The sequence below is a fragment of the Alphaproteobacteria bacterium genome (genome assembly GCA_019635875.1).
Lineage (GTDB): Bacteria > Pseudomonadota > Alphaproteobacteria > Reyranellales > Reyranellaceae > JAFAZJ01.
In genome coordinates, this window is sequence record JAHBYP010000005.1 from 201,396 (window position 1) to 227,636 (window position 26,241).

Sequence of the window (26,241 nt, forward strand, 5' to 3'; positions counted from 1 at the left end):
CCTCCGGGGGAAGGTAAGGGAGTGTAGCCATGCCGCGCAGGACGATGGTCGAGGCGATCCGCGACGCCATGGATGTCTCGATGCAGCGCGACGACAACGTCGTCGTGTTCGGCGAGGATGTCGGCTATTTCGGCGGCGTGTTCCGCTGCACCCAGGGCCTGCAACAGAAATTCGGCTCGAGCCGCTGCTTCGACACGCCGATCAGTGAACTGGGCATCGTCGGCACCGCCGTCGGCATGGCGGCCTATGGCCTGCGGCCCTGCATCGAGATCCAGTTCGCCGACTACATGTATCCGGCCTACGACCAGATCGTCTCGGAAGCCGCGCGGCTGCGCTATCGCTCCAACGGCCAGTTCACCGTGCCGATGGTGGTGCGCATGCCGACCGGCGGCGGCATCTTCGGCGGCCAGACGCACAGCCAGAGCCCGGAGGCGCTGTTCACCCATGTCTCGGGCCTGAAGACGGTGGTGCCGTCCAACCCCTACGACGCCAAGGGCCTGCTGATCGCCGCGATCGAGGACAACGATCCGGTGATCTTCCTCGAGCCCAAGCGCCTCTACAACGGCCCGTTCGACGGCCATCACGACAAGCCGGTGACGCCGTGGGCGCGTCATGCGCTGGGCGAGGTGCCCGACGGCCACTACACCGTGCCGCTGGGCAAGGCGATCGTGCGCCGTCCCGGTACAGCGGTGACGGTGCTGGCCTACGGCACCATGGTCTATGTCAGTGAAGCCGCCGCGGAAGAGACCGGCATCGATGCCGAGATCATCGACCTGCGCACCCTGGTGCCCTACGACCTCGACACCATCGCCGCCTCGGTGCGCAAGACCGGCCGCTGCGTCGTCGTGCACGAGGCGACCCTGACCTCGGGCTTCGGCGCCGAGCTCAGCGCGCTGGTGCAGGAGAATTTCTTCTACCATCTGGAGGCGCCGGTGATGCGCGTCACCGGCTGGGACACGCCCTATCCGCATGCCCAGGAGTGGGACTATTTCCCCGGACCGCAGCGTGTCGGTCGCACGCTCAAGGCCGTGATGGAGGCCTGAGAGCAGGTGCGCCCTCTGCTCCTCGCATCACTGGCGTCAATCGAACTTCACCGTCGACAAGGCGCGGTCCAGCGTAGCGACGATCCGGTCGCACTCGGCGCGGGTGATGACCAGCGGCGGCGACATGGTGATCGTGTTGCCGTAGCGCCGCCCGCCAACCGACCGCCCGACCAGGAGGCCGTTGTCGCGGCAGTACTCATGGACCGCGGTGATGGCCTGCGGGCTGACCGGCTCCTTGCTGGCGCGGTCCTTCACCAGCTCGACGCCGATGAGCAGGCCCTTGCCGCGGATATCTCCGACCACCTTGTGCTTCATCAAGGTGCGCAGCCCGTCCTGCAGATAGGCGCCCATCTCGGCCGCGCGGTCGGCGAGCTTCTCGGCTTCCAGGATCTCGATGTTGCGGACGGCGACCGCGGCCGAGACCGGATGCCCGCCGTAGGTATTGACCTGACCGACCTGCCGGTTTTCCGACGCCTCGCCGTAGAAGCTGTCGAACACGTTGTTCTTCACCACCGTCGCGGCGATCGGCAGATAGGCGCTCGATATGCCCTTGGCGATCGCGACAATGTCCGGCGCGACGTCATAGTGCTGGTGAGCGAACATCTTGCCGGTTCGGCCGAAGCCGTTGATCACCTCGTCGATGTGCAGAAGGATGCCGTACTTGCGGCAAAGCTTCTCCACCTCGGGCAGGTACTCGTCGGGCGGCACGGCGACGCCGACGCCGCTCATGATCGGCTCGATCAGCACTTCTGCGACCGTCTCGGGACCTTCGCCCAGGATGGTGTTCTCGATGTTCTTGACGCAGGCCAAGCCGCAGCTCGGATAGTCGAGGCCGAACGGGCAGCGATAGCAGTGGGGATGGGCGACATGCACGAAGTCGCCCGAGTAGGGCTCGAACTTCGCCTTGCGCTCACCCATGCCACCGGCGTCCAGGGTCGCGAGAGTCGTGCCGTGATAGGAGAAGTAGCGGCTGATCGTCTTGAAGCGATAGTGCCCAGGGTGCTCGTGCTTCATGTACTGGCGGGCGATCTTGAAGCCGGCCTCGTTCGCTTCGGAACCCGAATTGACGAAGTAGGTGTGATACCCGCCGCCCATCAGCTCGTTGATCTTCTCGGCCAACGCCGCGGCCGGCACGTTCATCGCGGTGTGTGGGAAATAGGCGAGCTCCCGCAGCTGCGCCGCCGCAACCTCGGCAAGTTCGGTGCGGCCGTACCCGATGTTGACGCACCACAGGCCGGCCATGGCATCGAGATAGGCGGTTCCATCGGCATCGTAGATCGTCGAGCCTTCAGCGCCGGTCACCACGATCTGCTTGGCCTCCAGCGCCTTGTGCTGGACGATGGGATGGAGAACGTTGCTCAGATCCCGGTTCACAACGGCCTGTCGGATGGCAGGGTCGGGTGCGTTGGTGAGTGACATGGCTCCCTCGCGATTCGGCTAGCGGATGTGGCCCGGCGCGGGTGGTGCGCTGCGGCTGAGACGTGTCGAATTGGTGTCGAGGGCGCCTAGCCTCGCTTCTCCGCCACCCGGCGTGGTCCTGCACGTGAGACGAGCTATCTGACTGACCGCCCAAAGAAACACGGCACCCAAGCATTGGGACGGTAGGTCCGGTGCAGGCCGTTGTCAAATTGGCACTAGTTGAGATAGTGTTGCAAATATAACAACATCCGTGGACGCTGCATGAAGACGGCACGGAAGGCGATCCGACTCCTTCGCCAGTTCACCCGCGAGGAGCCTGACCTCGGTGTCAGCGAGCTTGCGCGCCGCCTGGAGATGGATCGGGCCGGCGTCCATCGTCTACTGCGCGCCATGATGCTCGAGCGTTTCATCGAGCAGGACCCGGAGACGCAGCGATATCGCCTGGGCTTCGGCGTGCTCGACGTCGCCGCCGTGCGGCTCAGCCAGCATGGGCTGCTCAACATCGCGCCGCCGCACCTCGAGCGGTTGCGGGATGAAATCGGCGAAACTGTTGCGATCCTCGTCGCGGACGGACACGAGTCGGTGTGCCTGGCGGTAGTCGAAAGCAGGCACATGGTGCGTGTCGGCTACGATATCGGTGAACGAGCGCCACTGTACGCGTCGGCGGGTGGCCAGGTGCTGCTGGCGTATTTTGCCGAGGCCGATCGACATGTGGTCTATGCTGCCGGCCTGCGACGGTACACACCGCGCACACTGACCGACGTCGTGGTCCTGGAAAAGCGACTGGCCCACATTCGCGCGAAGCGCGCGGGTTGGGCCGAAGACAGCTATTTCGAAGGCGTTGTCGGCGCTGCCGCACCGATCTTCGATCCGAAGCAGCGGGTTTCCGCGGTGGTCACCCTGGCGGCGCCGATGCAGCGCTGCGGCGTGGGCGACCTGCCACGGCTGAGTGCCGCGGCACGGCGCACGGCCGAGGCCATTGCCGAAGAATGGTCAGGGCTGTCCGTGCGCAGCCAGCGGTTGGCGGTAGGACCGGCACGGCCCATCTAGGAGTCTGTGGCCCCCTCGGGTCCTCGCGACCGGTCGCCTCGCGCGCCAGCTCGGCATGAATCGGCGTACCCTGCGCATCCGTCAGATCGCTTGCGTAGCGCAGGTCTTCGGGTGAATGTCGCGATTGAGGGATTGCGGTCCAGGTCATCGTGCTCTCCTTCGAATCCCGCAGATTCGAGGGATTCACAGCCTCCCAAAGTCACTCGTCCCTTCTTCCAGCCAGGCCTCTGAGATGGGCATCCGCATCATCAAGCTGCCCGATGTCGGCGAGGGCGTCGCCGAAGCCGAGGTGGTGGAGTGGCATGTCGAGATCGGCCAGTCGGTGCTCGAGGACCAGATCCTCGCCGCCGTGATGACCGACAAGGCCACGGTCGAGATCCCCTCGCCCGTCGCCGGCAAGGTGATCGCGCTGGGCGCCGAGGTCGGCGGTGTGCTCGCCGTCGGCGCCGAGCTGGTGCGCCTCGAAGTCGCCGGCGAGGGCGACAGCGAGGTCGCCGCCGCGCCGCGCGAGGCCGCGCCGCCTGCGGCACCGAAGCCGCCGGTCGCGATGCCGACACCAGCACCCGAGCGCGAGGCCCCGGCTGCGTCTGTGGTGACCACGCGCGCGCCGCTGGGGCCGCCGCGTGCGGCGGGCGAGAAGCCGCTGGCCTCGCCCGCTGTACGCCGGCGCGCACGCGATGCCGGCGTCGATCTGCGCCAGGTGCGCGGATCGGGGCCGGCGGGTCGCATCGGCCATGAGGACCTCGACGTCTTCCTGCGCGGCGCGTCGGGTCCGGCGAAGGCCGGTGGGCGCGGTGCCAACACCGATGTCGAGACGGTGAAGGTGATCGGCCTGCGCCGGCGCATCGCGCAGAAGATGGCCGACTCCAAGCGGCGGGTGGCGCACTTCTCCTACGTCGAGGAGGTCGACGTCACGGTGCTGGAGGAGCTGCGCGCCTCGCTCAACACGCAGGGCGATCGGCCGCGGCTGACCTTGATGCCGTTCCTGATGCTGGCGCTGGTCAAGGCGGTGGCCGAGTTCCCCGACATGAACGCGCTGTACGACGACGAGGCCGAGACCATCGAGCGGCACGGCGGCGTGCACATCGGCGTCGCCACGCAGACGCCGGCGGGGCTGATGGTGCCTGTCGTGCGCCATTGCGAGGCGCGCGACCTGTGGGACTGCGCGTCGGAGGTGCGCCGGCTGGCCGAGGCGGCGCGCGAGAACCGCGCCGGCCGCGCCGAGCTTTCCGGCTCGACCATCACCATCACCAGCCTCGGCGCCTTGGGCGGCATCGTCACCACGCCGGTGGTCAACCGGCCCGAGGTGGCGATCATCGGCGTCAACAAGCAGGTGGTGCGCCCGGTCTGGCAGGACGGCCAGTTCGTGCCGCGCACCATGATGAACCTCTCCTCGTCCTTCGATCATCGCGTCATCGACGGCTACGTCGCCGCGCAGTTCATCCAGCGCATCAAGGCGCTGCTGGAAACGCCGGCGACGATCTTCATGGAGTCCTGAGATGGCCGAGCTCACCACCAGGGTGCTGGTCATAGGCGGCGGACCCGGCGGCTATGTCTGCGCTATCCGCGCCGGCCAGCTCGGTCTCGACACCGTGCTGGTCGAGCAGGGCGGCGTCGGCGGCGGGCTGGGCGGCACCTGCCTCAATGTCGGCTGCATCCCCTCGAAGGCGATCATCCACGCCGCCGAGGCCTACGCGCATGCGGTCGAGCAATCCAGGGCCGCGTCTTTCGGCATCCGCATCGAGCGCCCGAGCATCGACTTCGCGCGCACCATCGAGTGGAAGGACGGCATCGTCGGCCGCCTGACCGGCGGCGTCGGCGCGCTGCTCAAGCGCCATCGCGTGCGCATCGTGCAGGGCCGCGCGACGATGACCGACGGCAAGACCTGCCAGGTCGAGACCGACACCGGCACCGACCGCATCCGCGCCGAGCACGTCGTGCTGGCCACCGGCTCGCAGCCCGCTTCGCTGCCCGCCCTGCCCTTCGGCGGCCGCGTGATCTCCTCGACCGAGGCGCTGGCGTTGACCTCGATCCCCGAACGGATGGTCGTCGTCGGCGCCGGCTATATCGGCCTGGAGCTGGGAACCGCCTTCGCCAAGCTGGGCGCGAAGGTGACGGTCCTCGAAGCCGAGGACCGCATCCTGCCGGCCTATGACGCCGAGCTGGTGCGCCCGGTGGCGCGGCGGCTGAAGGCGCTGGGCGTCGAGGTGCTGACCGCGACGCGTGCCTCGGGGCTGAGCGACTCGGGCGATGCCGTCATGGTCGGAAAGCGCGCCATTGCCGCCGACCGCATCCTGGTCGCGACGGGGCGGCGCGCGCGCATCTCAGGCTTCGGGCTGGAGCGGCTTGACCTGACCATGAACGGCAACGACACCGTGCGCATCGATGAGCACTGCATGACCTCGATGCGCAATGTCTGGGCGATCGGCGACGTCACCGGCGAGCCGATGCTGGCGCATCGCGCCATGGCGCACGCCGTGGTGGTCGCCGAGCAGATCGCCGGCCAGCGCCGCGTCTTCGATGCCCAGGCGATCCCGGCGGTGTGCTTCACCGATCCCGAGATCGTCACCGTCGGCCTGTCGCCCGACGACGCGCGCAAGAACGGCCGCGAGGTGCTGAGCGCGAGCTTCCCCTTCCAGGCCAACGGCCGCGCGCTTTCCATGGCGGCCGAGGACGGCTTCGTGCGCGTGATCGCGCGCGCCGACAACCACGTGATCCTCGGCATTGCGGCCGTCGGCCAGAAGGTCTCCGAGCTCGCCGGCAGCTTCGCGCTGGCGCTGGAGATGGGCGCGCGGCTCGAGGACATCGCTGGCACGATCCATGCACATCCGACCCTGGGCGAGGCCTTCCACGAAGCCAGCCTGCGCGCGCTGGGCGAGGCGCTGCATATCTAACCTGTCATCCCGAGCGTAGCGAGGGATCTAGGCCGGACCTGGATCCCTCGCTACGCTCGGGATGACAAGGGGAGCGCCATGACCAAACCCTTCCACCTCGCCTGGTTCCTCTCGCAGGGTTACGGCCCGAAGACGTGGCGCACGGCGTGGCCGGGTGCCGACGTCAATCGCTGGATGATGCCCGACCTGTTCATCGACCTGGCCAAGGGCATGGAGCGCGCCTGCTTCGACTACATGATCATCGAAGATTCCTCGAACGTGCCCTACACCTACCAGGGCTCGCACGACACCTACCTGAAGTACGCCGCCTCGACGCCCAAGCTCGATCCCGCCGTGCTGGTGCCCTATCTCGCGCAGCACACCAAGCATCTCGGCCTGGTGCCGACCTTGTCGGTCAGCGAGTATCCGCCCTACCTGCTGGCCCGCCTGGTGAACTCCCTTGACCACACGACCGAGGGCCGCATCGGTTGGAACTGCGTCACCGGCAGCAACGACGGCGCGGCGCAGAACTACGGCCACGACAAGCATCGCCCGCACGACGAGCGCTACGACGTCGCCGACGAGTTCTGCGAGGTCGTCACACGGCTGTGGGAGGCGTGGGAGCCCGACGCCGTCGTGCTCGACCGCGAGCGGCCGATGTTCGCCGACGGCAGCAAGGTGCATCCCATCAACCACGAGGGCAAGTACTTCAAGGTGCGCGGGCCGATCAACGCGCCGCGCTCGCCGCAGGGCCGCGTGCCGATCTGCCAGGCCGGCGGCTCGCCGCGCGGCCAGCTTTTCGCCTCGCGCTGGGCCGACACGATCATCACCGAAGGCGGCGGCAGCGCCGCGAGCATGAAGGCCTATCGCGACAAGGTGCGCGCCGACGCGGCCGCGATGGGGCGCGATCCCGACCGCATCAAGGTGCTGTTCCTCGCCCACCCGATCATCGATGTCACGATGGAGGCGGCGCGCGAGCGCCAGCGGCTCGAGCAGGCAGCCGCGCTCGAGCACATGGACATGCAGCTCTCCAGCATGTCGCGGCTGACCGGCATCGACTTCTCCAAGCTGCCTTTCGACGAGCCGCTGCCCGACACGCTCAGCACCAATGGGCACCAGTCGGCGCTCGCCAAGTGGATCGGGAAGACGCCGCGCTCGATCGTCACCACCTGGGCGACCAAGTCGGGCATCGACTACACCGGCACCGCCGAGCACGTCGCCGGCATGATGCAGGAGATCATGCAGGAGGTCGGCGGCGACGGCTTCCTGATCTTCAACGGCTATTTCGACCGGCGCTACATCATGGAAGTCTGCGAGGGCCTGGTGCCGGAACTGCAGCGCCGCGGCCTGGTGCGGAAGGGCTATGCGCACGAACACCTGCGCGACAACCTGATGGAGTTCTGAGGGAGTATATGGTAATTTGCACTATACATTTAGATTCGTACTTAAAGTGATGAGAAACAATACATTTACTGGGTCCGTACTCGCGAGTGTCATTGGTCTATTCGCGGCAGCATGGCAGGGCGCCTCGGCACAGCCTGCGACCGCCGCGAGCGACGATGCCGACGTCCGCAATTGCCTGAATGCCGTCGACGCGCAGGCCTACGATCTGGCCATCGCGCTGTGCGGGCGGGCGCTGAAGAGGGAAGGCCTGCCGCCACAGGCGCGAGTGACCGCCCTGATCGGCCGCGGCATGGGCTTCAGCGCCAATGGCGACACCGGCAGCGCCCATACCGCTTTCACCGAGGCACTCAGGATCGACCCGGGCTCCTGGACCGCCTATGTGCAGCGCGGCTATGTGCGCAGTCGAATTGGCCGGCGCGAACTGGCGCTGCTGGACTACAGCAAGGCCATCGAGCTCAAGCCCGACGAGCCTGTGGCGCGCACGCTGCGCGGCGTGATGCTGATCCGCGCCGGCGAGCACACCTTGGGCATCGCCGACCTCGACGTCGCGATCCGCCAGGCGCCCGACACCATCGACGCCCTGCTCTGGCGCGGCATTGCGCGCGAGCATCAGCGCGAATTCGACCAAGCCTTCGCCGACATCGAGCGCGCCCATGCGCTGGCACCCGAGAACATCGATGTGCTGGACGCGCGCATCGTGCTGCTGGCGCGCCGCGGCGAGTTCGCCAAGGCGATGACCTACGCGATGGCTGGCCAGAAGGTCGACCCCGATCGGGCCATGATGGTGGCCAACGAGGGCCGGCTGGCATGGCTGATGGGCGATCACAGGCGCGCCTTCGCGCGCATGAAGCGCGCCACCGAGATGACCGGCAACACCGAGCACGCCGGCTACTTCGCCTTGTGGCTGGCGATGTCGGCGGCCCACGGCGGCGACCCGCACCAGGCCTCCCGAACGATGGCCGAGGCGGCGCGCCGTGTGCCGAACCGGGCCGTGCATCTCAAGCACATGATCGCGCTGTGGCGCGAGCGGCTGGACCGCAACCCCGCACCGACGATGACGGCGGCCTCGGTGATCGCCGAGGCGCGCAACGCGGACGGCACCATGCCAGGCCTGCGCGGCTGTTCCACTCTCTTCAAGGTAGGGGTGTTCCAGATCCGGTTCGGCCAACGCGCCGCCGGCCTGGCATCGCTCGAGGAAGCCGCCCGGGGCGAGCACCGGGCGTGGTGCAGCATGGGCGCCAGGGCCGAGCTCGCCCGCCAGCGCGGCGTCGCCTACAAGGCCGTGGTACCGCGATGATGAAGCGCGTATGCCTGCTGGCCGCGCTCGCGTTTGGCTGCGCGCCGGCCGCTGCTGCGGTGCCTGACGACGTCAAGACCTGCGTGCAAAGCGTGCACGAGTCCGAACCCGCGCCGCTCGGCCAGGTCAAGGCCTGCACGCTCGCCGTGAACTCCGGCGAGCTCGACGATCGCCAGCTGGCGATGGTGCTGTTCGCGCGCGCCACCCTGCATGTGCGATCGGGCAGCCTGGACGAAGCGCGGCGCGACTACACGCAGGCGGCGATGCTCAACCCCTCGCCCGGCTTCGTCGCGTTCGTGAAGGGCGCAGTGGCCCGCGCCGAAGGGAACCCGTCGCTGACCATCACGGCGCTCTCCGAGGCCTTGTCGCACTCGCCCGACTCGGTCGAGATGCTGGTCTGGCGCGGCGACGCCTTCTACATGCTGGGCAGCGCCGAGGAAGCGCTGCGGGACTTCGATCGCGCGCACAAGCTAGCGCCCTCCCTGCTCGCTGCCCGAATCGGCCGCGGCGTGGCGCTGATCAGCCTGGGCCGCGCCGAGGAAGCCGTGGCGCCGCTCGACGAGGCGCGCCGACAGCATCCCCAGAACGTCGCCGTCCTCTTCGCTCTGGCGCGTGCGCGGCTCGATACCGGCGACATCCTGGGCGCGGTGGCCGCAGCCCGTGGCGCGGAACGGCAGTGGCCGCGCGACATGGCCCTGCGCTTCCATGTTTCGCGCCTGCATTTCGTCGCCGGTGACTGGGATGGCGGCCTGCGACGTCTCGAGCGCGTCGCCGCGCCCTCCGCCTGGCTGGAATTCGAGGTGAGCCTGCTGCGCTTCCTGATCGCGCGCGAGACGTCGCCGACCCTGAGTGCCGCCGCGTTGGTCGCGATCGCCGAGAAGCCGGGGACCGAGGCATGGCACCTGCCGCTGGCGCATTTGCTCGCCTCGACTTTCCCCGCGCGCGATCGGCAGGAGCCGTATTATCCCGCAGTGACCGTGGAGCAGATCGTCGAGGCGGCGCGCGAGCGGGGCCGCGAGACCTGGGCCTGGTTCTATATCGGCGAGGCGCTGCGCGTGAAGGGCGATCGCGCCGGCGCGACGACCGCCTTCCGCCACGTGCTCGAGCTGGGCCTGATCGATACGTGGGAATACCGCGAGTCCCGCCAGCGCCTGCACACCCTGCGCTGACCGCCCAGTTCTGGGAATTTGTCCGGCGCCGAGGGTCGCTGGGCCTTGACAGGCATGGGCCATTTGTCCGCTTCTTGCATGCGGATCGTCTGCAAGCGTTGTGACGGACAGGGCTTAACTTTCGGACGGGGGCATCCATGAACGAGCAAGACCTGCGAAATCTGATCGATCGAGTGAAGCACGGTCGGCTGTCGCGCCGCACCTTCGTGCGTCGCATGGCGGCGGTCGGCCTGGGCGCGCCGCTGGCGGCGCAGCTGCTGGCGCATGCCGGCGTGGCCATGGCCCAGACCAGGGCCGCGGTCTACAAGCCGACCAAGCGCGGCGGCGGCGGCGCGCTGAAGGTCCTGTGGTGGCAGGGCGCCACGCTGCTCAACCCGCATTTCGCGGTCGGCACCAAGGACCAGGACGGCTCGCGCATCTTCTACGAGCCGCTGGCGGGCTGGGACGGCGAGGGCAACCTGCGCCCGGTCCTGGCGGCGTCGATTCCCAGCCGCGAGGACGGCACGATCGCCGCCGACGGCAAGTCGGTGACCTGGAAGCTCAAGCAGGGCGTGAAGTGGCATGACGGCAAGCCGTTCACCGCCGACGACGTGGTCTTCAACTGGGAGTACGCCAGGGATCCGGCGACCGCGGCGCTGACCAGCGGCAGCTACAAGGACGTCGTGGTCGAGAAGATCGACAGCCACACCGTGGTGGTGAAATTCAATCAGCCGACGCCGTTCTGGGCCGACGCCTTCGTCGGCTCCTTCGGCATGATCATCCCCAAGCACCTGTTCGCCGACTACACGGGAGCGAAGTCGCGCGAGGCGCCGACCAACCTCAAGCCGGTCGGCACCGGTCCGTACATGTTCAAGGACTTCAAGCCCGGCGACATGGTGCAGGGCGTGATCAATCCCGACTACCACCAGCCCAACCGGCCGCATTTCGACTCGATCGAGATGAAGGGCGGCGGCGACGCGGTGTCGGCGGCGCGCGCCGTGCTGCAGACCGGTGAGTACGACTTCGCCTGGAACCTGCAGGTCGAGGACGAGGTGCTGCTGCGTCTCGAGAAGGGCGGCAAGGGCCGCGTCGTGCTGACCGAGGGCGGTGGCATCGAGCGCATCCAGCTCAACAGCACCGATCCGTGGACCGAGGTCGACGGCGAGCGCTCGAGCCTGAAGACCAAGCATCCGACGCTCTCAGACAAGGCGGTGCGCCAGGCGCTGGCGCTGCTGGTCGACCGCACCTCGGTCGAGAAGCACATCTACGGCCGCACCGGCGTGGCGACCGCGCACATCGTCAACAACCCGAAGCGCTTCCGCTCGAATGCCAAGTTCGAGTTCAACGTCGAGAAGGCCAGCGACATCCTCGAGAAGGCCGGCTGGAAGAAGGGCGCCGACGGTATCCGCGAGAAGGACGGCAAGAAGCTGAAGTTCGTCTACCAGACCTCGATCAACCAGCCGCGCCAGAAGACCCAGGCGATCGTCAAGCAGGCCTGCCAGAAGGCCGGCATCGACATCGAGGTCAAGGCGGTGACGGCCTCGGTGTTCTTCGGCTCCGATGTGGCGAACCCCGACACCTACACCAAGTTCTACGCCGACCTGCAGATGTACACCACCAACACCGGCGTCGACCCGGAGCGCTTCTGGCGCTGCGGCCTGTCGTGGGAGGCCGGCACCAAGGCCAACAAGTGGCAGGGCCGCAACACCACGCGCTGGCAGAGCAAGGAGTTCGACGACACCTTCAACGCCGCCGTCGTCGAGCTCGATCCGATCAAGCGCGCCGCGCTCTTCATCAAGCTCAACGACCTGACGGTCAACGACCAGGTGCAGATCCCCGTCGTCGCCCGGCTGGGCGCCGCCGGCGTCGCCCACAACCTCAAGCTCGAGCTCAGCGGCTGGGACAACAACACCTTCGACCTCGCCAACTGGTACCGCGAGGCGTGATCTTCCCGCCCTGAGCGCAAGCGAAGCGACGGAAGCGGCGCCGGACGTCCTCCGGCGCCGCTTGCGTTCACTCGAAAACGTCGGTGGCGCCGGCGAGCAGCGTCTGCGGGACGGTGATGCCCAGCGCCTTCGCCGTGCGCAGATTGATCGCCAGCTCGAAGACCGTCGGCATCTCGACCGGCAGCTGGGCCGGCGTCGCGCCCTGCAGCAGCCGGTGCACGGCCTGCGCCGCCCGACGGTAGATGTGCGCCTGGTTGGCGCCATAGCCGATCAGGCCACCGAGCGCGACATCCTCGGCAAACGGGTAGCTCACGGGCACGCGGTGGCGCGCCGCCGCCTGCTGGATCGCCGGCCGCAGCATCGAGGTCAGCGGATCGACGAAGCGCAGCGCGCCGTCGGCCGTGGCGGCCTGCGCCAGGGCAGCGTCGAGATCGGCCAGGGCGCGCACCTGCGCGACCGGCGCCAGCTCGATGCCCAGCGCCCGCGCGGTCGAGCGGGCATTGGCCATCTGCCGCTCGACGTTGCTGTCGTCGGGGTTGACGATCACCGCGACGCGCCGCGCGCGCGGCAGCAGCTCCTTCAGCAGCTGCAGCCGCTTGCCGACCAGCTCGACGGTGGCGTTGGAGTAGCCGGTGACGTTGGCCTCCGGGCGCGCCAGACTCTTGACGATGCCGACGCCCAGCGGATCGCCCTGCGCCACCATGACGATGGGAATGCGCGTCGTCGCCGCCTTGGCCGCGAGCACGCCGGGCGTCGTCGACGCCACCATGACGTCGGGGTTCCATGCGACCACTTCGGCGGCCAGCGCCGGCAGTCGCTCGAAGCGGCCCTCGGCGCCCTTCAGCAGGAGCTCGAGGTTGCGGCCGCGCTCGTAGCCCAGCGCGGCCAGGCCTTCGAGCAGGGCGTCGATCCACTTCTGCCGCGCGGCGAGCGAGCCGCCGCTGAGATAGGCAAGACGATGGCGCCGCCGCGCCGGCTGCGCGCCCGCCGCCGCCGGCAACGCCGCCGCAGCGAGGATCACGCCGCGCCGTCCGACCCCGATCATGCGCTGCACTCCCCCCGGACATGCGATCGGATGAGCATCGTCCGGCGGCGCGGGCAAATCAATCCCACGGCGGCCGCTCCCTGAAGCGACCCCTCACCCCGACCCTCTCCCCGCGCGCGGGGAGAGGGAGCTACTCCGCGGCCGCGGCGGCGCGGCTCGTGCGGAAGGCGGGGATGACCTCCCTGGCGAACCGCTCCAGCTGCTCCAGCGCCATCGGCAGCGGCGTGCCCAGCGGCATGGCGCAGCCGATGCGCTCCAGCCCGGGATAGCGCGCCTCGACCGCCTTGAGCTGCTCGATGATGTCGGCGGGCGTGCCGGCGAGGAAGCCGCCGGCCTTCACCGCGTCCTCGATGCGCGGCAGCTTGGTGCCCGGCACCAGCGCCGGATCGCGCATCGCCGCGATCTGCTCCTCGGTGAGCGCGCGCACCAGGCGCAGCTCGCCGAACATCTTCATGTTCTCCTCGTAGTACTTGCCGGCGACCTTCATCGCCGCCTCGCGGCTCTCGGCGATGTGGAACTGGAAGCCCAGCGACAGGCGCTCGCCCAGCGCGATCTGCCGGCCGCGCCGCGCATAGGCGGCCTGGAAGCCCTTCATGTGCCGCTCCACGGCACCGCCCTCGGCCGAGCCGCCGCCGATCACGCCGCAGATGCCATGCTTTGCCATGAAATCGAAGGCGCGATCCGAGCCGCTCTGGATCGGCTGCCAGCATTCCACCGGCAGGCGCAGCGGCCGCGGCACCAGGGTGATGTCCTTCAGCGTGTAGCCGCGATACTCGACCGCGGGCGGGATGGTGAAGAAGCGGCCCTTGTGCGCGAAGCGCTCCTCGTTGAACGCCTTGAAGATGACGTCGACGCCCTCCTCGAACATCTCGCGGTTGGCGTCCTGGTCGAGCAGGGGCGAGCCGAAGGTCTCGACCTCGCGCGTGTGATAGCCGCGGCCGACGCCGAAGATCACGCGCCCGCCGCTCAGTATGTCGGCCATGGCGTAGTCCTCGGCCAGGCGCAGCGGATGCCACATCGGCACGATGTTGAAGCCGCAGCCGATCCTGAGGTTCCTGGTCTGGTTGACCAGGTGCATCGCCATCATCAGCAGGTTGGGAATGCACTCCGTGCCCTCGGGCTGGAAGTGATGCTCGGCCATCCAGAACGTGTCGTAACCCAGCCCGTCCATCTTCCTCGCATAGGCCACCGCGTTGTGCAGCACGTCGGCGAGCTGCTGGTTGGTGTAGCGACGATCGTTGATCGGCGTGCCGAGATAGCCGCAGTTCTCCATGTCGACCGTGCCGACATAGGAGCTGTCGAATTTGGTGATCATGGCGGGTTCCTCCACTCTGTCATCCCGAGCGCAGCGAGGGATCCAGGCGGCATCCTGGACCCCTCGCTGCGCTCGGGATGACAGGCCCTAGTCATAGAAACTCCCGATCCGCGCCGTCGTGAACGCCGGGCGCGCCTGGATGCGTTGCCACCAGTCGTGCACGCGGGGATGCTTCGCTTCGCTCATCTCGTGCGGCGCGATCTCCTCGTCGATGCGCTTGACGAACGGCACTACCGCGATATCGGCGATCGAGTAGCGGCCGCCGACCAGCCAGCCGCCATTCGCCGCCAGCATCGCCTCCATGCGATCGAGCAGCGCCACCAGCCTGCCGCGCGCCTCGTCCTGCTCCGCCTCGGTATAGGGCTTGCGCGCCGCGCGCAGCCAGGCCTCCTGGCGCTCCTTGCTGGGAATGCTCCTGAGCTTCTCGGCCAGCTCGGCATCGCTCCACTGCGCGGCGACCTTGGCGATGCTGTGCTTCCAGTTGAAGACGATCAGGTTGCCGATCAGCCCGTCGACGTGGCGGATCCAGTTGCGCATGGTGGCGCGATCGAAGGCGCCCTCGGGCCTGAGCGGCGGATCGGCGATGGTCTCGTCGAGGTACTCGCAGATCGTGCCGCTCTCGTAGAGCGAGCGGCCGTCGTCGAGCACCAGCAGTGGGATCACGCCCAGCGGATTCATCTTCAGGTACTGCGGCGTGTGGTGCTCGCCGCGCGTCAGGTCGACCAGCACGCTCTCGAACTCGACGCCCTTCTCCGCCAGGCACAGCCGCACCCGGCGCGAGGCGCTCGATCTCCAGGCATGGTGCAACACCGGCAACGCCATCCGCGCGTCTCCTCTTTGCAATGGTACGCTATCATGGTTCGCCTTTGTCGACCTTCCTCCGCGGAGGCAGGAAGTTCACATATGGCTGACCTGCATTGTTCCTGCCTTCCCCCACCCGCAGCCCGACCTGCCTGGTCAGCATGCTCAGCGCCTGCAGCTTGCCCAGCTTCAGGGTCACGGTCTGCTCTTGTTTGCCATGGTTGCTGACCTTCAGCTCGACGATGGCGGCGCACTGCGCCTGGGTCGCCTTCATCAGGTCGATGCGCGGGTGGCCGGTCTCGTCGATCGAGATGAAGTCCTCGATACTGGCGAAGGCGATCCTGGCGCATTCCCGGGCCAGGCGGGTGACGTCGACCTCCAGCGCCTGGGCCATGCGCGCGCGGCCAGCGGCGATGGCGGCCTCAATCCTGGGGTCGCGCAGCAGGCGCGAGGCGCTGGGCTGGGCGCCGCGCGGCGAATAGCCGGCGCGGACATAGGCCTGGGTGGCGTTGCCGTCCTTGAGGAACTCCAGGACGAAGCGCTCGTGACGGGGTGATAGGCGCGTAGTGATTCGTGTGCTCACAGCGACGAGACTACGCGCTCCGTCGCCGAAGTCGATTTCCACCCCTACGCGAGTCGCCGACGCCCTGTAAGTTCAAGCGCGACAGGGATTCTCTGGATTCCTAGCCGTGCTCGTTGTGGCAACACCTCTTACCTTCCCCCTCCGCGGGAAGGTAGAATTGCTCACCCCTCCTCCGCGCGCTCGATCGCCTGGACCATGAGCCTGACGGCGGCGGCCGGCTTGAGGCCGCCTTCGACGACCAGAGCGCGCCAGGCGTGGTAGCCCAGCGCGAGGTGCAGCAGCGCGCGCTGCCGGGCGCGCAGCCTGGCGCCAAGCACGTCGTGCCAGGCCGCGACCGAGGGACCGTAGCGCAGCTCCATGGTCTCGCGCGTCGGCGCGTGATGCTCGGCGTCGCGCAGCACGCTGGCCATCAGCTGCGCGTTGCGCTCGTACCAGCTGTAGATCGTCGTCAGCCCCGCCATCAGCCGCTCGCGAGAACTGGCGATGGCGCGCCACGCCTCGGCGTCGGGCGTCGGATCGCCGGCGATGGCGTGCGCCGAGCAGGCCAGCAGCAAACTGCGCTCGTCGGGGAAATGGGCGTAGAGCGTGTGGCGCTGCACGCCGGCGCGTTCGGCCACCATGCTGAAGCTCGTCGCCGCCGGACCGATGGCGGTATGCAGCTCGACCGCCGCCTCGACGATGCGCCGCCGTGTCCGCGCCTGCTGGTCGGCCCGCTTGCCGAGGGTATAGGGTCGGGTCATATTTCGTTGCACATCTGTGTGTATCTATATTGACAGACTCCTCATGATTCAGTACACGCTTATGTACTGTCAATATGGGGATGGCAATGCAGACCAAAATCGACGAGATCGCCCAGGGCATCTTCCGGCTCTCGACCTTCGTGCCGCAGATCGCCGCGCCGGCCGGCTTCACCTTCAACCAGTTCCTGGTCACGGACGAGGAGCCGCTGCTGTTCCACACCGGCCCGCGCCGGATGTTCCCGCTGGTGCGCGAGGCGGTCGGCCGGCTCATCCCCGTGGAGCGACTGCGCTGGATCACCTTCGGCCATGTCGAGGCCGACGAGTGCGGATCGATGAACGAGTGGCTCGCCGTCGCGCCGCGCGCGCAGGTGGCGCATGGGCAGACCGCCTGCGGCGTGCAGCTCGACGACCTGGCGGACCGCGCGCCGCGCGCGCTCGCGCATGGCGAGACGATCGCGCTGGGCGGCGGCCGGACGATCCGCTACCTCGACACGCCGCACACCCCGCACGGCTGGGACGCCGGCGTGCTCTTCGAGCAGTCGACCGGCACGCTGCTGTGCGGCGATCTCTTCACACAGGTCGGCAACGGGCCGGCCCTGACGCAGGGCGACATCGTCGGCCCGGCGATCGCCGCCGAGGACATGTTCAGGTATTCCAGCCTGAACCCGGCCATGGGCGCCACGATCCGCCAGCTTGCCGGGCTGGCGCCGCGCACCCTGGCCCTGATGCACGGCCCGTCCTTCGCGGGCGACGGCGCCGCCGCGCTCGGCGCGCTGGCCGACGACTATGACCGGCGCGCGGCCGACCGGAACGTCGCGCCGCCGACGATGCAGGCGGCGTAGCACCTGCCAAGCCCTGCCGGCGCGCGGCGGCGGCGAACGGCTCGCTCGACGCGGCCCGCGCGGCGGACATGCCGAATGTTCGCCCGCTGTGGCCGGCACGCCACACTTTCCCTATTCATTTGAATAGTTCGAGCCCGGTTTTCCTGCATCGACGCGCCCTAGGCAGTCATGACCCGGCTTGTCTCAGTCGACCCGAGAAAAGAAACTCTGCGACCAAAGTATTCGCCGCGTACCCGCCGCTTTGTTCGCAGGGGTTCATGTCATGGGCGCCCACCAGCCTCGACCGTTCCTCATCCCGGTGTGCAAGGCTTGCGTCGAGAAGGCCAACGGCACGACCGAGGGCGAGCCGCCGTGCATCCTCGCCGAGCGCGCGGTGCACGCCACGGGCCGTACCCAGGTCCGCTTCGTTCCGGTGCAGCAGATCGGCAATCCCTGTCCCGCAGCCCTGTCGTGGAAGGACCTGCGGCGCCTGATGATGGATCGCAACGCGGTCTACGACGTGGATGCCTACGGCCGATCGAGCCTGCCGATCTTTCGCAGCAAGATCCCGAAGCACCAGTTCGGCGGATCGGGCCCGGACTCCGACTGGGCCTGCAGCGAGTTTCTCGTCCCCGACGGGCGGAACTACCGGACGGTGATGGGCGAACCGCGCGTGCCGATCGCCGTCTACGCGCACGATTCGTGGTGGAGCCTGTGGCGGCGGGAGACCTACTACAAGCAGGTCACGATGGACCCGTTCACCACCTGGCTCGGCCTGGCCGGCAAGGGCGGGATCGGCGGCGGCGTCGGCCAGTCGAGCCGCGGCGGCGAGGCGACCGGCGGCATCGCGTTCAATGTCGGACAATCCTCGCTGTCCAAGGCCACCGACAAGCGCTCCGTCGTGTTCTCGGCCGACATCCTGCGCACGAAGACCATCGGTGCCGACGTCGGGGCCGGCTGGACGATCGTTCTGATCTTCGGACTGGACAAGCCCGAGAGGCTGAACGGGGTGAAGTTCGGCGGCGAGGACGTCAACATCGCGATCGGCGCCGCTGTCGGCAAGCTGGCCAAGGCGCCGGAGTACTGGCGGCTGATCAAGCTGGTCAACGCCATCCGCGCCGGCGAGCGCGTGGCGGCGGACAAGATCGACAAGGCGTGGACCGCCATCAAGGGCCTGTATTGGGGCAGCAACGCCTACATGTCGCGCGGCAGCGACGTCATCGTCACCCTGATCGACACGCCGGTGTCGGTCGGCGTCGGCATCTCCTACGTCATGTACGAAGGCGTCATCACCAGCGCGGGGCCCGGGCCGGTGTAGCGCCGCGGATCAGCTCAGGCTGCCTGGACAGTCCTGCCAGATCGACGGCTCGAGCTTGGCCCGGCTGGTAGAGCACAGAAAGCCCGTCGCGACGTTCCTCGAGCAACCCTGCGCGATCGCCGGCTCAATCCGCGGTCGGTCCGGCATCCCTGACAATCGCCGAGACAAGACCCACCAGCTCGGCCTGGCGATGCACGCCCGCCTTGCTGAAGATGCGCTCAAGATGGGTGCGTGCCGTGCCCAACGTGATGTTCAGGCGGCGCGCCGCGGCCTCGCGTCCCTTTCCCCTGGTGATCTCGAGGGCCAGCTCGGCCTCGGTGGGCGTGAGGTCGAACCGGCGCATCAGCCGATCCCTCTGGTGCCGCCGCTCGCGCTGCGGATCGGTGACGATGACGATCGCCGTCGGCCACGCAAGCCCGAGCCAGCGCGGGTCCGCCTGGCGTTCCCGGCTCGGAAAGGGCACGACGACAACGCCGAGCGGCGCACGGCCGGCGCGAGCGACCCGCAGCGTTCCGCCAGGGCCGCCATCGCGGATGCCGCGGTTGGCGCATCCCGCGATGAGCCGCGACAGCACCGAGGCTGCCTCGGGATCCGACGCCGACAGAGCGCCCGCGCCGACGAATAAACCGTCACGAGCGTCGAGGACGGCTCGCGCAAACCTGTTGGCGTAGACGACATGGGCACGCGCATCGACGAGCACGATGCCCCTGGACGGTCGCTCCCACTGCGAGAGCGCGAGTTCTTCCTTCAGCTCGATATGCCACCACCGGCGCTGGACCGAGATGGCGCGAACGAGATGAGGAGCGAGCAGCGTGAAAAGGGCCGCCTCTTTCCTCCCGAACGCATCCCTTCCGGCGCGGGACTGAATGGCGCATGTCGCCGACGCCTTTCCCTCGGCGAGGAGGTTGACGCCCATGCCCCCCAGGCCGAACCCCTGCGGGCGCCACCATTCATTGTGGAAGGGCGAACGGGTGAAGTCCGCGGGCGCAAGATCGCGGATCGTCACCACCCGGCCCACGGGCAGTCGCCGGCGGCGCTGCCACACGACGTTCTGGTCCACCCAGTAGGCGCGGTAACTGCGCAGGGATGCGGGATCGGTGCGGGGTGCGATCATGGTGACGATGCCGCTTGCACGATCATCGACCGCGATCGTGGCGTCGGCACCGCCCATCGCGTCCGTCAGTCGAATCAGCACGTCAGGCCAGAGCGCGGCGTCGAACGCCGCGTCATAGATGTGTCCGATCAGCGCCGAGGCTTCTTCGATGGCAACCGCCATGGCATAGCCCGTCTGCCAGCAGAGGCTGCGGCGATCCCGGCGGATCAATTCGCCTCGCCGCGCCCGACCAATCCCACAACTTATCCGACAAACGTCGGACGCGCAAAGCGGCCGTAGGGACCAATGTGCACCGCAGGTCGGCATCACATCGATTCCCGGCGGGAGTCCGGGAGCGGATTGAAGGTGCGTTCGTGTGAACGCGATGCCCGGCCGTTGCATCACCACGGGGCCATCGAAGACGCAATCGAGGCCCGTTCTCTCAAGTCAGGCGTGGTGCGATGAACAAGGGCAGTTCAAGGGTACGAGCTCATGGCAGACAATCCCTGGCACAAGTACAGCAGCAGTCCCTGGATCCTGATGATCGGATCCGGCGAGATCGGCGATTTCTGGGAGAACTACAAAGGCTTCGGCCGCAAGATAGGTCGCACCGCGTCCTTCACCTATCGCCCGTTCGCCGTCGCGTTTCTCAAGCTGACCCTCGATCACGTGCTCAAGATGCGGCCGCGCCTTATCAGCGACCCCAAGGTCGTGCGCGGCAAGTACGATTTCTACTTCGGTTCGAGAACCGACAATCGTGTCATTGCCTTCCAGCATCTTCATCACCTGACGGTCGACGGCATCGTCGGCAAGCAGACAATGGGCGTGATCTGGGATATCGGGCGAAGCGACGCGTTTGTTCGCGAGAACGAGCGGGGGATTCGCGAGAACATGCTCGCCTTCATCAGGCTCAATCTCAGCGGCTACAAGCGTGTACAGGCGCCAGACCCGTATTAGGGCAAGGTCCGGGCAGGTTGGATCGTCTGTCATGCCGAGCGCAGCGAGGGATCCAGGGACGCCGCCTGGATCCCTCGCTGCGCTCGGCATGACAGGAAACCCAACTCCGACCTCCTAGCTCAAACTCCCGGGATGGTCCTGCCAGATCGACGGCTCGAGCTTGAGGTGAGTCGCCGCCGGATAATGTGTCAGCCAATGCCGCGCGCACTCGGCGCTTGTCGCATTCCACAGCTGCGGCAGGCCGCGCGCGTGGTCGAGGAAGCGCTCCAGCACCGGGATGCGGCTGGGCCAGCCGATGCCGTGCGGATGCAGCACCATCGAGAAGTGGCGGCCGCGCCTGTACTGCGCGTCGAGCTCGGCCTTCCAGTTGCGGTACAGACCCTCGGGATTCTCCAGGCCGGTGCCCTTCTTCGGGAACAGCAGGAAGTACTGGTCGTCGAAATGGTAGTAGTACGGCAAGGTCAGGATCGCGCGCCGGCTGGCGAAATCGCTGACCCAGTAGTGCGGCGCGTCGTCGGCCAGGCCGTTGCCGAAATACTCGTAGCCGGCCTCGATCAGCAGGTCGATCGTGTGCGGGCTGACCGCGCCGCCGGCGAACTTGTCGGAAGGACGCGGCAGCGAGAACCAGCCCGAGGGGCGCGCGCCCGTCGCCGCCGCGATGATCGCGGTGGTGCGCTCCAGCCGCGCGCGCTCCTCGGCACGCTCGAGCTGGCTGACGTCCTCGTGCTTGAAGCCGTGCGCGGCGATCTCGTGGCCCTCCTCGCCGAGGCCGCGGATGGTGGCGGCGTGGATCTCGGCGATCACCGCGGGCACGGCGAAGGTGGCGCGCAGATCGTAGCGCTTCAGCACGTCGCGCAGATTGGCCAGCCCGCCATGCATGGCGAAATAGGCATCGGGCGTGGTCAGGTCCTTCGCCGTGATGCCTGCGGGACCGCAGGGCGGGCTGAGGTCGACGACGATGCGCAGGCAGCAGCTCTTGCCGTCCGGCCAGCGGATCTCACTGTCGCCGAGGCTGCGCTCGTCGCTGATCGTGTAGCGGTCCTTCCAGGGCATTGAGTGATCTCCCGTGTCTGTTCCTCCTTCCCCCAGAGGGGGAAGGTGCCCGAAGGGCGGATGGGGGATGTCGAAGACGGACACCCAGTGTGTTGAGGCATCCCCCATCCGGCGCGGCGCGCCACCTTCCCCCTCCGGGGGAAGGGAATGCCTATGTCGGCGGATGCGTCTTCAGCACGTGGCGCGCGACCTGCTCGACGGTCGGGAACCACACGCCGGGCAGCGCCTTCATGCGCCCGATCAGCCGGTCGAGCATGGCGATGCGCAGCGCGCGGCCCGACACGAAGGGGTGCATGCAGATGTTGAGATAGCCGCCCTGCCGGTACTCGCGCATGAAGGCGTCCCACCAGATCGCCTCGACGTGGTCGGGATCCATCATGCGCTGCGCCTCGTTCTCGCTGCTGAGCCAGGCGAAGCTGAAGAACATCGCGTCGTCGATGACGTAGTGGAAGGGCAGGTTCAGCAGCGGGCCGGAGCCGTCCGGCTTGCTGATGTAGTGCGGGCGGTGGTCTGCCGTGTCGTGCGAGTTGTAGATGAAGCCCTCCTCGAGCAGCAGGCTCTGCGTGTGCCAGCTGCGCGTGCCCACCGGCGGCCTGCCGGTGAGCCGCTCGATCGCCGCCCTGGCCTTGCGCAGATGGTCGCGCTCCAGCTCGGGCTCGGCCGGCACGCGATGCTCCCACATGTGGTCGGCGATCTCGTGGCCGCTCCTCGACGCCGCCTTCACCGCCTGCGGATAGAGCTCGCAGATGCGGCCGGGCGTGAAGATGGTGGCCTTGATGGCGTGGCTGTCGAACAGCTCGATCAGCCGCCAGATGCCGACACGGCCGCCGAACTCGCCCTTGGCCAGCTGCATCGGCGGCTCGTTGAGCACGCGGCGCAGCAGCATGGCGTCGAAATCGGCGGTGAAGTTCACCGCCACGCGCACGCCCTCAGGCCACGTCACCCGCTCGACGACGCTGTGACGCGCACCGTACTCCGCGGCCCTCGCCTTCAGCGCCGCGATGTCCTGGTCGAGCTCGGCAGCCGTGCTCATGGCGCAACCCTCCCGTGATGCGAGGACGCTAGCACGAAGGACCTTTCTCCGCGCGCCGGGGCAGCTATGATGACGACAGCGCTCCTGGGGAGGAGACCCGTCATGACAGGCTTCCAAAGACGCACGCTGATCAAGGGCGCCGGCGCGGCCGCCGCCATCGGCCTTTCGGCACCGGCGGTGCTGGCGCAGGCCGGCAAGCCCTACGCCGGCACGACGATCAACGGCGCGTGCTTCCAGACGACCTATTTCGACTATCTCCGGAAATACTTTCCGGAGTTCGAGGCGAAGACCGGCATCAAGGTGAACTTCACCATGCAGGCCTTCCCGGTCTACAACCAGCGCACCGACCTGGAGCTGTCGACCAAGGGCTCGGCGCTCGACGTGATCAACGTCACCTTCATCTACTCGGGCCGCTGGATCGGCGCCGGCTGGCTGACCAATCTCGACACCTTCACCAAGGATGCGAAGCTGACGCCGGCCGAATGGGCGCCGGAGGATTTCGTCGGTGGCCCGCAATCGGCGATGCAGAACGCCAAGGGCGAGACCTTCGGCTACGCCTGGCTGGCCGGCGCGATGATCATGGGCGCCGCGCGCTACGACCTGATCGAGAACGCCGGGCTCTCGATGCCCAAGACCTTCGACGACCTGCTGAAGGTCTGCGACGCGATCCATGGCAAGGACGGCATGGCCGCCTTCACCGCCGACCGGCTGCATCACTGGAACTGGATCCCCTACCTGATGGGCATGGGCGGCAACGTCTTCAAGGCGCCGCCGGAGAACCTGACGCCGACGCTCAACACGCCGCAGGCCGCCCAGGCGGCGCAGTGGTACGCCGATCTGCTGTCCAAGTACGGGCCCGACGGCGTGCTGTCCTATTCCGACGACCAGGCGATGCGCTCGCAGATGTCGGGCCGCGCCAATATCCGCACCCAGGACACGGCGTGGCTGGTGCCGCTGTTCAAGCACGCCGAGAGCACGGTGCAGAAGACGGTGCGCTACGGGCTGATGCCGGCGGGGCCGGCGGGCAACTTCCCCGGCTCCAACAGCCATGCGCTCGGCATCCCGGCCGGCTCGAGGAAGAAGGAGGCGGCGTGGGAGTTCATCAAGTGGGCGGTGTCGAAGGAGATGATCGCCCGGCTGGTGAAGGACCACGGCTATCCCGGCGTCTGCCGGCTCTCGGTGATCCAGAGCCCGGAGTTCAAGAGCGCGCTGACGCTCAACGACCAGGACGTCGCGGCGATCTATCTCGAGGTGCTGCAGCTGGGCGGCAAGACCGGCTACATGAAGTACCGCACCGTGCCGGTGTTCCCGCAGGTCGGCGACAAGATCAACAAGGCGATCGAGCGCATCGCGACCAAGCAGCAGGGCGCCGCCGACGCCATGAAGCAGGCCCAGGCCGAGGCGATCCAGGATCTGCAGAAGGCCGGGATCAAGATTGACGGCTGAGCTGGAACTCGCCTTCCCCCGGAGGGGGAAGTTGCCCGAAGGGCGGAAGGGGGATGTCGAAGACGGACTCCTGCGTTCGTCTTCGACATCCCCCATCCGGCGCTGCGCGCCACCTTCCCCCTCCGGGGGAAGGTAGATGAAGGGCCAGCACCGCTTCTTCGTCTGGTGCGTGGCGCCCTCGCTGGCGGTGCTGGCGCTGATCACGCTGCTGCCCTCGCTCTACCTGCTGATCACCAGCTTCACCCAGCTCAACCTCACCCGCCCCGAGACGCAGTGGAACTTCTCGCAGCCGTTCGAGAGCTATCGCCAGATCCTGGCCGACACGCGCCTGCACCATTCGCTGTGGGTCCAGGCCAAGCTCTCGTTCTGGACCGTGACCCTGCAGCTGCTGATCGGGCTGCTGCTGGCGCTGCTCCTCAACATGCGCTCGGGCCTGATCGAGGCGCTGCGCACGGTGTTCCTGATCCCCATGGTGCTGCCGCCGATCGTCGTGGCGATCATCTGGAAGGTGATCTACACGCCCGACATCAGCCCGATGCACGGCATCTTCCGCGCCATCGGCTGGAACGTGCCGGCGCTGATCACCGATCCGGACTGGGCGCTGACCGCGATCATCATCGCCGACACCTGGGAGTGGTTCCCGTTCACCATGCTGATGGTGCTGGCCGCGCTGCAGATGATGCCGCAGGAGATCCTCGACGCCGCCAAGGTCGACGGCGCCTCGCCGCTGCAGCTGACCTTCTACGTCACCCTGCCCTTCCTGCAGGGCGTGCTGCTGGTCGCCGGGCTGTTCCGGCTGATCGACTCGATCAAGGCCTTTCCGCTGATCTTCATCCTGACCGACGGTGGGCCGGGCAACGTCACCGAGGTCACCAACTACTATTCCTACCTGCAGGCCTTCAACTTCTCCTATCTCGGCTTCTCCAGCGCCATCACCGTCGCCCTGCTCGCCGCCTCGGTGGCGCTTTCCTGGCTGATCGTGCGCGTCGTCGGGTGGGGCGCCCGTGTCGACTAGGACGCGCCGCAACCGCCTGCTGATGCAGGCACTGGCCGTGCTGCTGGCGCTGCTGGCGCTGGCGCCCTTCCTGTGGCTGCTGGTGATGTCGTTCAAGACCAACGCCGAGATCTTCCGCTTCCCGCCGCGGCTGCTGTTCGAGGCGACGCTCGACAACTACGCCCATCTGTGGACCTCGGAGTTCCGCGGCTCCTTCACCAACAGCCTGGTGGTCAGCGTCGCCACGACCTTCCTGTCGCTGCTGATCGGCGTGCCGGCGGCCTACGCGCTGTCGCGCTGGACCTCGCGCGGCGGCGGCGCGATCACGCTGTGGATCCTCGCCAGCCGCATGGCGCCGCCGATCGCCTTCACCATCCCCTACTTCCTGGTCTACCGCCATCTCGAGCTGCTCGACACGCTGCCCGGCCTGGTCATCATCTACCTCACCTTCAACCTGTCGCTGGTGATCTGGATGATGCGGCCGTTCTACGACCAGCTGCCGCGTGCGCTGGAGGAGGCCGCGTGGATCGACGGCGCCACGATGTGGCAGGGCTTCTGGCGCATCATCCTGCCGCTCTCCGGCCCCGGCCTGGCGGCCACGGCGATCCTCTGCTTCCTGTTCGCCTGGAACGATTTCTTCTTCGCCCTGATCCTGACGCGCACCGAGGCGATGACCGCGCCGGTGGCGGTGGTGAACTTCATGAACTACGAGGGCTGGGAATGGGGCCGCATCGCCGCCGGCGGCACCATGATCATGCTGCCGGTGCTGGTGTTCTCCTTCGTCGTGCGCAAATACCTGGTGCACGGCCTGACCGGCGGCGCGCTGAAGGGCTGACGCCGGGCCGGATCGCGCGAACCGGCC

Annotated in this window: 23 protein-coding genes; 14 read left to right on the forward strand and 9 right to left on the reverse strand. The window is 67.8% G+C overall.

The window, feature by feature from the left end; genetic code table 11:
- Positions 1-29: 29 nt before the first annotated feature.
- A complete protein-coding gene (locus tag KF889_18990) occupies positions 30-1,043 on the forward strand; it encodes an alpha-ketoacid dehydrogenase subunit beta (protein MBX3501533.1) in 1,014 nt (337 codons plus the stop codon).
- Positions 1,044-1,079: 36 nt separating this feature from the next.
- On the opposite strand, the gene KF889_18995 is transcribed toward KF889_18990, so the two are convergent.
- On the reverse strand, positions 1,080-2,462 hold the full coding sequence (locus KF889_18995) for an aminotransferase class III-fold pyridoxal phosphate-dependent enzyme (GenBank protein MBX3501534.1): 1,383 nt from the start codon (positions 2,460-2,462) through the stop codon (positions 1,080-1,082).
- Positions 2,463-2,723: 261 nt separating this feature from the next.
- On the opposite strand from KF889_18995, the gene KF889_19000 reads away from it, so the two are divergent.
- The 7 genes from KF889_19000 to KF889_19030 all read left to right on the forward strand — a co-directional run bounded on the left by KF889_19000 (position 2,724) and on the right by KF889_19030 (position 12,180).
- Complete coding sequence (locus tag KF889_19000) at positions 2,724-3,512, forward strand: IclR family transcriptional regulator (GenBank protein MBX3501535.1); 789 nt, start codon at positions 2,724-2,726, stop codon at positions 3,510-3,512.
- A gap of 232 nt (positions 3,513-3,744) precedes the next feature.
- Complete coding sequence (locus KF889_19005; GenBank protein MBX3501536.1) at positions 3,745-5,010, forward strand: 2-oxo acid dehydrogenase subunit E2; 1,266 nt, start codon at positions 3,745-3,747, stop codon at positions 5,008-5,010.
- Position 5,011: 1 nt separating this feature from the next.
- Positions 5,012-6,406: a dihydrolipoyl dehydrogenase gene (gene lpdA / locus KF889_19010; protein ID MBX3501537.1), complete on the forward strand. Its 1,395-nt coding sequence runs from the start codon at positions 5,012-5,014 to the stop codon at positions 6,404-6,406.
- A 78-nt stretch (positions 6,407-6,484) separates the two neighbouring features.
- Positions 6,485-7,789, forward strand: coding sequence for an NtaA/DmoA family FMN-dependent monooxygenase (locus KF889_19015; protein ID MBX3501538.1), 1,305 nt, complete (start codon positions 6,485-6,487; stop codon positions 7,787-7,789).
- Between the two features lie 49 nt (positions 7,790-7,838).
- Entirely contained in the window at positions 7,839-9,086 is a 1,248-nt protein-coding gene (locus KF889_19020) for a tetratricopeptide repeat protein (protein ID MBX3501539.1), read from the forward strand.
- Positions 9,083-10,255 (forward strand): tetratricopeptide repeat protein, encoded by a 1,173-nt coding sequence (locus tag KF889_19025; GenBank protein MBX3501540.1) that lies wholly within the window; start codon positions 9,083-9,085, stop codon positions 10,253-10,255. Before KF889_19020 ends, KF889_19025 begins: the two co-directional genes overlap by 4 nt.
- A gap of 137 nt (positions 10,256-10,392) precedes the next feature.
- The gene (locus KF889_19030) at positions 10,393-12,180 is read left to right on the forward strand and encodes a peptide ABC transporter substrate-binding protein (GenBank protein MBX3501541.1); all 1,788 of its coding nucleotides are present in this window, start codon (positions 10,393-10,395) and stop codon (positions 12,178-12,180) included.
- 67 nt (positions 12,181-12,247) lie between these two features.
- Here the strand turns inward: KF889_19030 and KF889_19035 are convergent, their stop codons facing one another.
- The 5 genes from KF889_19035 to KF889_19055 all read right to left on the reverse strand — a co-directional run bounded on the left by KF889_19035 (position 12,248) and on the right by KF889_19055 (position 16,664).
- A complete protein-coding gene (locus tag KF889_19035) occupies positions 12,248-13,225 on the reverse strand; it encodes an ABC transporter substrate-binding protein (protein ID MBX3501542.1) in 978 nt (325 codons plus the stop codon).
- Positions 13,226-13,355: 130 nt separating this feature from the next.
- A complete protein-coding gene (locus KF889_19040) occupies positions 13,356-14,540 on the reverse strand; it encodes an LLM class flavin-dependent oxidoreductase (GenBank protein ID MBX3501543.1) in 1,185 nt (394 codons plus the stop codon).
- A gap of 87 nt (positions 14,541-14,627) precedes the next feature.
- Entirely contained in the window at positions 14,628-15,362 is a 735-nt protein-coding gene (locus KF889_19045; GenBank protein ID MBX3501544.1) for a glutathione S-transferase family protein, read from the reverse strand.
- A 31-nt stretch (positions 15,363-15,393) separates the two neighbouring features.
- Positions 15,394-15,924, reverse strand: coding sequence for a terminase small subunit (locus KF889_19050; GenBank protein ID MBX3501545.1), 531 nt, complete (start codon positions 15,922-15,924; stop codon positions 15,394-15,396).
- 161 nt (positions 15,925-16,085) lie between these two features.
- Positions 16,086-16,664 carry a TetR/AcrR family transcriptional regulator gene (locus tag KF889_19055; GenBank protein MBX3501546.1) on the reverse strand — a complete coding sequence of 193 codons (579 nt, stop codon included), beginning with the start codon at positions 16,662-16,664 and terminating at the stop codon, positions 16,086-16,088.
- 86 nt (positions 16,665-16,750) lie between these two features.
- On the opposite strand from KF889_19055, the gene KF889_19060 reads away from it, so the two are divergent.
- On the forward strand, positions 16,751-17,506 hold the full coding sequence (locus tag KF889_19060; protein MBX3501547.1) for an MBL fold metallo-hydrolase: 756 nt from the start codon (positions 16,751-16,753) through the stop codon (positions 17,504-17,506).
- Positions 17,507-17,768: 262 nt separating this feature from the next.
- Positions 17,769-18,803: a hypothetical protein gene (locus KF889_19065; protein MBX3501548.1), complete on the forward strand. Its 1,035-nt coding sequence runs from the start codon at positions 17,769-17,771 to the stop codon at positions 18,801-18,803.
- 124 nt (positions 18,804-18,927) lie between these two features.
- Here KF889_19065 and KF889_19070 read toward each other — a convergent pair whose 3' ends face one another.
- Positions 18,928-20,079, reverse strand: a complete 1,152-nt coding sequence (locus KF889_19070) for a helix-turn-helix transcriptional regulator (protein MBX3501549.1) — start codon at positions 20,077-20,079, stop codon at positions 18,928-18,930.
- A 309-nt stretch (positions 20,080-20,388) separates the two neighbouring features.
- On the opposite strand from KF889_19070, the gene KF889_19075 reads away from it, so the two are divergent.
- Positions 20,389-20,853, forward strand: coding sequence for a peptidoglycan-binding protein (locus KF889_19075; protein ID MBX3501550.1), 465 nt, complete (start codon positions 20,389-20,391; stop codon positions 20,851-20,853).
- Positions 20,854-20,967: 114 nt separating this feature from the next.
- Here KF889_19075 and KF889_19080 read toward each other — a convergent pair whose 3' ends face one another.
- Positions 20,968-21,906 (reverse strand): polysaccharide deacetylase family protein, encoded by a 939-nt coding sequence (locus KF889_19080; GenBank protein ID MBX3501551.1) that lies wholly within the window; start codon positions 21,904-21,906, stop codon positions 20,968-20,970.
- A 151-nt stretch (positions 21,907-22,057) separates the two neighbouring features.
- Positions 22,058-22,939 carry a polysaccharide deacetylase family protein gene (locus KF889_19085; protein MBX3501552.1) on the reverse strand — a complete coding sequence of 294 codons (882 nt, stop codon included), beginning with the start codon at positions 22,937-22,939 and terminating at the stop codon, positions 22,058-22,060.
- 102 nt (positions 22,940-23,041) lie between these two features.
- Between KF889_19085 and KF889_19090 the strand changes: the two genes are divergently transcribed.
- The 3 genes from KF889_19090 to KF889_19100 all read left to right on the forward strand — a co-directional run bounded on the left by KF889_19090 (position 23,042) and on the right by KF889_19100 (position 26,214).
- Complete coding sequence (locus KF889_19090) at positions 23,042-24,385, forward strand: extracellular solute-binding protein (protein MBX3501553.1); 1,344 nt, start codon at positions 23,042-23,044, stop codon at positions 24,383-24,385.
- A gap of 136 nt (positions 24,386-24,521) precedes the next feature.
- Positions 24,522-25,400, forward strand: a complete 879-nt coding sequence (locus KF889_19095; GenBank protein ID MBX3501554.1) for a sugar ABC transporter permease — start codon at positions 24,522-24,524, stop codon at positions 25,398-25,400.
- 22 nt (positions 25,401-25,422) lie between these two features.
- On the forward strand, positions 25,423-26,214 hold the full coding sequence (locus KF889_19100) for a carbohydrate ABC transporter permease (GenBank protein MBX3501555.1): 792 nt from the start codon (positions 25,423-25,425) through the stop codon (positions 26,212-26,214).
- Positions 26,215-26,241: the final 27 nt, after the last annotated feature.